The 7551-nt window shown below is 55.8% G+C and carries 6 protein-coding genes; 2 read left to right on the top strand and 4 right to left on the bottom strand.

Features of this window, described 5'->3' with window-relative positions:
- Positions 1-292: 292 nt before the first annotated feature.
- Positions 293-1906: a nitrite reductase gene (locus JNM42_RS05835; RefSeq protein ID WP_294267572.1), complete on the bottom strand. Its 1614-nt coding sequence runs from the start codon at positions 1904-1906 to the stop codon at positions 293-295.
- Positions 1907-2274: 368 nt separating this feature from the next.
- Between JNM42_RS05835 and JNM42_RS05840 the strand changes: the two genes are divergently transcribed.
- Together JNM42_RS05840 and JNM42_RS05845 are read left to right on the top strand one after the other, a co-directional pair.
- Complete coding sequence (locus tag JNM42_RS05840) at positions 2275-3609, top strand: cbb3-type cytochrome c oxidase subunit I (RefSeq protein WP_294267575.1); 1335 nt, start codon at positions 2275-2277, stop codon at positions 3607-3609.
- Entirely contained in the window at positions 3606-4187 is a 582-nt protein-coding gene (locus JNM42_RS05845) for a TlpA disulfide reductase family protein (RefSeq protein ID WP_294267577.1), read from the top strand. The genes JNM42_RS05840 and JNM42_RS05845 overlap by 4 nt, the downstream gene beginning before the upstream one ends.
- 26 nt (positions 4188-4213) lie before the next feature.
- Here JNM42_RS05845 and JNM42_RS05850 read toward each other — a convergent pair whose 3' ends face one another.
- The 3 genes from JNM42_RS05850 to JNM42_RS05860 all read right to left on the bottom strand — a co-directional run.
- The gene (locus tag JNM42_RS05850; RefSeq protein WP_294267579.1) at positions 4214-6124 is read right to left on the bottom strand and encodes a 2Fe-2S iron-sulfur cluster-binding protein; all 1911 of its coding nucleotides are present in this window, start codon (positions 6122-6124) and stop codon (positions 4214-4216) included.
- Positions 6125-6197: 73 nt separating this feature from the next.
- A complete protein-coding gene (locus JNM42_RS05855) occupies positions 6198-6698 on the bottom strand; it encodes a hypothetical protein (protein WP_294267582.1) in 501 nt (166 codons plus the stop codon).
- Positions 6691-7551, bottom strand: an 861-nt coding sequence (locus JNM42_RS05860; RefSeq protein ID WP_294267583.1) for a hydrogenase iron-sulfur subunit, incomplete at its 5' end; no start/stop codon positions are given. The genes JNM42_RS05855 and JNM42_RS05860, both read right to left, overlap by 8 nt.

Genomic DNA, 7551 nt, shown 5'->3' on the forward strand with positions numbered 1-7551 from the left:
ATGCGTGAGCTGCGTTTCGATGTTGATTCCCTGAAATTCGTGCATGCGGGACTTCCGGAAGCGCCAGTGTTAATGACACGCAATGCTCGCATTAGTTGGCGGCTGAGGCAAGTACGCTGGATCACGCTGGATCACGCCAGGCGAGGGCAAAAAAACAGGCTATATCACTGTTAATTATTGGGACAGGGAAACGCTGAACAAATCACCAAAAAATGGTGTTGAGGCAGATCGATAATTCATGAATGACACACGGGGCACATGGCCCCGTTGGTCATCGGCAACGGCTTACGATCTAGTACACATCATGCTGCGTGTTATGAACATTGAATTTTCCGGTCGGGGTGACCAGTCTTGGGTCTTTGATCACGGCTTTCAGCTTGCGCGTCTTGTCGTCAACAACAACTATGGCTGACTGCTTGTCCTTCGCACTCCAGACCGAGAACCAGACTTCATCACCTGCTTCGTTGTACTCGGGTTGCACAATGCGTCTGGCACCATCGTCGGCAACACCCGACCACTCGCCGATGGGCAAGATTTCAAATCCCTTGTCCAGAGCGTTGATGTCGAAAACGGCGACTGACTGGCTGATCTTGGCATCAGGATTAAGCGGGGTATCGACCCACAGATTCTTCGATTTCGGATGCGTCTTGATGAACAGCGAGCCGCTACCCTGACCTTTTACCGACTGCACAACCTTCCAGGCCTGTGCCTTGTGCTTGACCGGGTCAGTGCCAATCAAGCTGATCGACTCATCGCCCAGATGGCTGGTAGCCCACACCGGGCCAAACTTCGGATGCACAAAATTGGCACCACGACCGGGGTGGGGAATCTTGCCCACATCAATCAAGGCCGCCAGCTTGTCTTCCTTGGTATCGACGACAGCGATCTTGTTCGAAGCGTTGGCCGCCACCAGGAAGTAGCGCCCCGTCGAATCGAAACCACCATCGTGCAGAAAGCGCGCGGCGTCCATGGTTGTAACCTTCATGTTCTTGAGGTCACTGTAGTCCACCGCCATGATCTTGCCGGTCTCCTTGGCATTGACGATGAACTCGGGGTGATAGTGCGAAGCGACGATTGACGCCACGCGCGGCTCAGGATGGAATTCCTGTTCATCCACAGTCACGCCACGTGTCGATTCAATCTTCAACGGGGTGAGTGTGTTGCCTTCCATGATCACGTATTGCGGCGGCCAGTAGGTGCCGGCAATTGCGTACTTGTCTTCGTATCCCTTGTATTTCGACGTTTCGACGGATCGGGCTTCGAGACCGACTTTTATTTCGGCAACGTTGGTCGGTTCCGGCATCCACAAGTCGATCAGGTTGATTCGGGCGTCACGACCAATTACATACAAATACCGCCCCGATTGCGACATGCGTGAAATATGCACCGCATAGCCGGTATTGATCACTTTGACAATTTCCTTCGTCTTTCCGTCAATCAGTGCAATTTGGCCGGAATCACGCAAGGTTACCGAGAAGAGATTGCCGAGATCGAGCTTGTTCATCTGTTTTGTCGGGCGCTGGCTCGGCGGAACGATTATTTTCTGCGAGGCCAACATTTCCTTCTTGCCCCATTCGGGCGGGGTCGGCGGCTCCTGCTGAATATAGCGCGCCATCATGTCGACTTCGGCGTCGGTCAGTTCGCCAGAGGTTCCCCAATTCGGCATGCCTCCGGCAGAGCCATATTTGATGAATACCTTGAGATATTCCGTACCACCGGCCAGTGTCTTGTCAGTAGTTAATGCTTTGCCGGTTGCGCCCTTGCGCAGCACGCCATGACAACCGGCGCAACGCTCGAAGTATATCTTCTTGGCGCTATCAAATTCTGCCTTGGTCATGGCAGGGGCTTTGGGATTCATGTTCTGGTGCATCTCGGCCTCACCGAGCGGGGAGGACCCACTGCCCATATAGCCTGCCTCCTCCGGACTCACAGCTTTTGCTTTGTCTTGTGCAAACGCGCTTGATGCAAGGGCTAGCGCCAGGGCAATCATCAATCCGGTTCGGCGCCCTATTCTATAGGTGTTCGTCATAAATCCTCCTGGGTTGCATTTTTAGGTCATATAAATGTCAGCCAGCCATTCTTTGCTGAACAATGTCATTATGCACTTATGGCCCGAATAAACTTTGATATGTATCAATTCCAATTTTGTTAGAGGAGAGGGGCTGCGCAGCGCATTTCTTGTAGGGCGTTGATGTGTTCATGCGCTGTGCCTTGATTGACATTTGAGTATCCTTTGGCCTGGCTTTATACTCTGCTCTTTTTCGCGAGGCGGCTGTGAATACTCAAGTTACCCTGGGATCCTCCGGGACACCCGCAGCACTGGCACGGGCCTGGCTCTGGCTGGGTTTGATGGCCCTGGTGGGCTCCGGCCTGTTGGCCATCCTGCTAGTCCTGTCGCGCACCCCCGGGATACAGGATATTTTTCCGTTAAAGGAATTTTTCAGGGCTGCGCTGGTGGTGCATGTGGATCTTTCGGTAGCCATCTGGTTCATGGCGTTTGCCGCGGTGATCTGGAGCGCACTGGGTAGTACCGGCCTGGCGTGGATGGGCTGGAGTGGTTTCGTTCTGGCAGCCCTGGGTACTGCGGTAATGACCGTTTCCCCGTTCTTTCCCGGTGCCGAACCCGTACTCAATAACTACATTCCGGTCCTTCAGCAACCCTTGTTTTTTGCTGCGCTGTGGATTTGTGGTGCCGGTTTCGGTCTTGCTGTTTTGCGTGCCCTGATCACCACCTGGCCAAGCCCCTTCCTTGCCGAACCCCTGCGGCTCGGAGCATTCCTCGGTGCCATTGCGGCCTTCCTCGCGCTGGCCGCCTTCTTGTGGTCGTGGTCTGTCGTGCCCCGGATTGAGGAGAAAATATATTACGAAGTTTTGTTCTGGGGTGGCGGTCACGTCCTGCAGTTTCAACACGCGCTGCTCATGGTCCTGGCCTGGCTGTGGATTGCCGACTATCTCGGCCGCCCATCAATGGCCTCGCCGCGCGCGCTATCCATTTTGTTTGTCGTTGCTGCAGTGCCCTTGTTGGCGGTTCCCTTGTTCTATCTGGGCGTGCCGCCAGGTTCCCTGGCGCACATGGAGCTTTTTGCAAAGTTGATGATCTGGGGTCATCCCTATATGGGCCCACTCATTCTTTTGGGTGCATTGTCACTCTGGAGTGTGCGAGGAGTATCCGGCAGTCCGGCCAAGTCGGCTTTTGTCGCTTCTTTCACCCTGTTTGCCCTGGGGGGAGTTCTCGGTTACATGATCCAGGGGGTCAATGTGGTTATCCCCGCGCATTATCATGGATCGACCGTTGGCGTGACGCTGGCCTTCATGGGTCTGGTCTATGTACTGTTGCCTGCGCTCGGGTATGCCAAGGCAGAAGGCCGGATGGCGCTGTGGCAGCCATATGTGTATGGCGCTGGCCAGTTGATTCATATACTCGGTCTGGCGTGGTCGGGAGGCTATGGTGTGCAGCGAAAGGTGGCTGGCGCTGAGCAGGCACTGACGACATTGCCACAGAAAATCGGTATGGGCATGATGGGTCTGGGCGGCCTGATCGCCATCATCGGTGGCCTGATTTTTGTGCTGGTCTGCCTGAAAATCATGTCCGCCCGCAAGACCCGATGAAGCCTCCGCAGGTGCTGGCGCTGGCTGTAGTCGCCGGCATTGCGACACTGGCCACCGTCGCACTGCTGGTGTATCGCCTGTTTGTTCTTGCCCCACCGCCAAGCGATGCTGTTCCGCCGGGGCTGGTCGCCGCGCCTAAGCTTTCGCCGGAAGTGACGCAAAAAACGGTTGCCAGCCTCTTTTCCATGACTCTGCCCGATCTTGCAGGTCGACCACAGGCTATCGCACAGTGGCGCGGCAAGGTGCTGGTGGTCAATTACTGGGCCAGTTGGTGTGCGCCCTGCGTCAGAGAAATGCCGGTTTTTTCCCGTTTGCACGAGCACTATGCGGGCTGGGGGGTGCAGTTCGTCGGTATCGGCCTCGACGATGTTGAAAAAATGCAGGCCTTTGCCAAAACAACGCCCGTATCCTATCCGTTGCTGGTCTCGGACTTCGCCAGCCAGAGTTCGTTTCTGGAGATCAGGGGCTTGCCCTTGACCCTGGTGATCGCTCGCGACGGGCACGTCGAAATGACCCATCTCGGGCCCCTCGATGAAGCGATGCTTGAGCCAGTGCTCGAGAGGCTGATCGGGAAGTAGAACGACCCGATCAGATGAGCCAAGACCTATTTCGGCTGAAAGGCCATCGAGCGTGCCGATACCGAGAAAGCGTCGGAAAAACACGCACTGTCCTCAGCACCTTGTTTTTTGAGGAAGGGGAAGATGGATTCGACCATCTTTACCGATCCGCAGGCATATATTTCATGCCCCTTGAGTTCAGGAAAATCGGCAAGGATGGCTTCATGGACGAGACCGGTACGGCCGTGCCAATTGTCATTCAGCGCCGGTTCGGAAAGCACCGGGATGAAGTGAAAATTGGCGTGCTCGCTGGCCCAGCGTTGCGGCAATTCCGGGAGGTAGAGGTCACGTAACTGTTTGACACCCCAGTAGAGGTAAATCGGTCGCTTCAGGCCGCGTTCGAAGGCGTCCTCGACCATGCTCTTGACCGGTGCAAAGCCGGTGGCGCCGGCCACGAATACAATGGGCCGCTCCGACTCGCGCAGGGCAAAGTCGCCGAGAGGTCCCTCGAAGCGGATTTCATCACCCACTTTCATTGTTTCGAATACATGGGTTGTGAAGCGTCCGCCTTCAACCAGGCGAATCTGAAGCTCGATGACTTCGGAATCATGCGGCGGGTTGGCGAAGGAGAAAGCGCGCCGCTGACCGTCCTCAAGAATGATGTTGATGTACTGCCCGGCCTTGAAAGAAACCTGCTGTTCTCCAGGCAGTTTGAGGAGAACAAGCATGACGTCGTACGTGAGTTTCTCCAGTTTTACGACACGTGCGCTGTACTCGCGGAATGGCTTTTCTGCGCTACTCACGGCGTACTCGATTTCCACGTCATCGAGTGCGCTGGCGGCGCACAGGAGAACTTTCCCTTGCGCCAGCTCTTCGGCGGATAGCGCACTGGGTTGATACAGCCCGGGATCGACCTGGCCTTGCACTACCGTGCACTTGCACACTCCGCAACCGCCGTTCCGGCATTCGTAGGGCAGCTTGATGTCCTGGCGCAGGCCGGCGTCGAGCAGGGTTTCGCCAAATCTTGCCGTCACTGACTTGTGATCGGGACGGAAGGTGATCCGTGTTGTCAACTGAGCCGTTCCGCGCCGTTTGGGCGGAAGCCACGGGACAAGAAAAAGCAGGCCGGTGAGCCCCAGGACGCCAAACCACAGATGCAGCGGATCGTAAACATAGACCAGGGCCAGAACGGGCAACTGGAACCAGTCAAATTCAATATTGGTGGGTACGATCGCCATATCGGCCTGGCCACCCTGGCTGAATATGGGTTTGATCAGAGCGAGGGCGACAAACATCAGGGTGACGGCGATGGCGACCGGGCGTGGCGGGTTGATGTGCGCACGCGGCACACGCTGCACATGGACCCACATGATGATGACAACAATCAGCGGTAGGCCAATGTGCATGAACGCCAGTAGCGTAAAAAGCCTGCTGCCAACATTCTCAAGATAAATGAAGTTGCGGATGAGCGTGCCGCCGAACATCGGCAGGGCATCAAACCATTCGGCCGTGGCAATCACAACAAACTGCGCCAGCTTGTCCCATACCAGCATGAAGCCGTTGATACCGGCGACGTAAACCATCCACAGCAGAGCAACGCCGGTCAGCCATGAAAATGAACGGAAACCACGATACCTGTCATAAGCGAAGTGTCGCAGCATGTGCAGCAACATGGTCAGTATCATTCCATCGGTGGCATAGCGGTGGATGCTGCGTAAAATGCCACCTGCCCACCACTGGTCATGGGTGATGCGCTCGACCGATTCAAAGGCATGATCGATCCCGGTGTCGGCAAAAATATACAGGTAGAGCCCGGAGCCGACCAATAGCCAGAATTGCCAGAAGCTGATCGTGCCAAGATGGTAGAAGGGGTTCAGCTTTTCGCCAAAAGCGAGGTTGAAGAGGTTTTCAATGCGGATGAAAAACCAGCGCACGATTTGTTGAAGAAGTTTGACCATTTTAGGTATCCGCTCAGGAGAGTGCTGGAGGGAGGAAAGAGACGAGTCGGGTGGTGGGTAAGCCAGCCATGATTCACTGCCTGAAGAAGAGGCCACCCTTGTCGGGATTGAAGTCAATCACCAGAACCTGCCCAGGCTTCAGGGTGACTTGCTCCTCCTTGACGTAATTGAAGCCGGGTTTGATCAGATTGTCATTCATCCTTACCGACAGCCGATAGGAACCCGCCTTTAACTCAAACCGCTTGTATACGGTTGAGACGCCATCCTTGGAAAGGCCGGTAGGGTGCATCATCGTGCTGAACAACTTCTCCCCGTCCAGATCGACTTCCAGTTTGATGTCGGAGCGTTCCCTTGGACACTCGAGTGGCGCCCGCATATTAGGCGGCATTTTCTCCAGTTCTTCCGCAGTGCGTTTGCGACATTCACGGTCGCCCAAGTGGCTCATCGAGAGCTTGATCAACGCGGCATCATCCGGGATTTGCCGGTAGCGCGGAAAGGTGGCGAAATAGCCGATGAAAACGGCAAATGCGCCGTAGAGTATGATCTGGCCGACGATGGCGACGGGTTTAGACATGTTGAGAATTTCTCCGGTAGTAGGGTTGCAATGGGTCGTCGCAAACACCCTGGATTTCGATTCTGCTCCTGAATTCATGCAAGGCTTCGGCAAGCAATTTGTTGTCATTGACTGAGGCAAATACGTGGTGCAGCCGGGCTAAAGGCACTTTGCTGCGCAAGTGGGGTTCACGCTTTCCGCTCAGTCGTTCAGCCGTCCAGCGCTCACCGAGGCGATAATCGCAGCCGCCGCTACGACAACTGGCAAGCATGACACCATCGGCTCCGCAACGCAGTGCGTATTCAACGAACGCAGGTGGCAGAGCACCTGTGCATAGGAGGCTTATCACCGCCGTGTCGGGTGCGGCCAGCAGCCTGGCATTGGCGCCGCGGTTGCAGCCGAAAACAACTATCCTGGTACGGCCCTCAAGTTGGGCCAGTTGCCCTTCGAGTTTCTGGCGTAAATCGTTGACGGTTTGTTGTGGCATGTCGATACCGGTCAACAGCCGCTCCTGCCTGCGGAATGGGGTCGATGAAGGGCATGAGCCGGCGCAGATGCCACAACCGGCGCAGAGATCGGCGGCGACGATGGCAATCTTGTAACCCGACCGACCGGGATGCGGCCCCATCGTTATAGCGGCATAGGGGCAGTCGGCCAGGCAGCGGCTGCAACCGTTGCAATTGGCCGCATCAACTTCAGCAATGGGTTCGGCATTGGGATGGGGCAAGAACGGCAGTATGAATAGAAGGGCTGTTGCGGCGAACAACATCATCCAGACCATGGCTGGCGACGTGATGTCAGTCAGCGGATGAATGAACAGCATGAACCAGTCAAGTCGGACTTGCGTGGGGATCAATGCCAGATTTGCCGGTGC

The organism is Propionivibrio sp. (genome assembly GCF_016790145.1).
Classification (GTDB): Bacteria; Pseudomonadota; Gammaproteobacteria; order Burkholderiales; family Rhodocyclaceae; genus Propionivibrio.

Coding starts and splice junctions, on each gene's coding strand:
- JNM42_RS05835 (WP_294267572.1), bottom strand. CDS start 1,906: ATGGGCAGTGGGTCCTCCCCGCTCGGTGAGGCCGAGATGCACCAGAAC.
- JNM42_RS05845 (WP_294267577.1), top strand. CDS start 3,606: ATGAAGCCTCCGCAGGTGCTGGCGCTGGCTGTAGTCGCCGGCATTGCG.
- JNM42_RS05850 (WP_294267579.1), bottom strand. CDS start 6,124: ATGGTCAAACTTCTTCAACAAATCGTGCGCTGGTTTTTCATCCGCATT.
- JNM42_RS05855 (WP_294267582.1), bottom strand. CDS start 6,698: ATGTCTAAACCCGTCGCCATCGTCGGCCAGATCATACTCTACGGCGCA.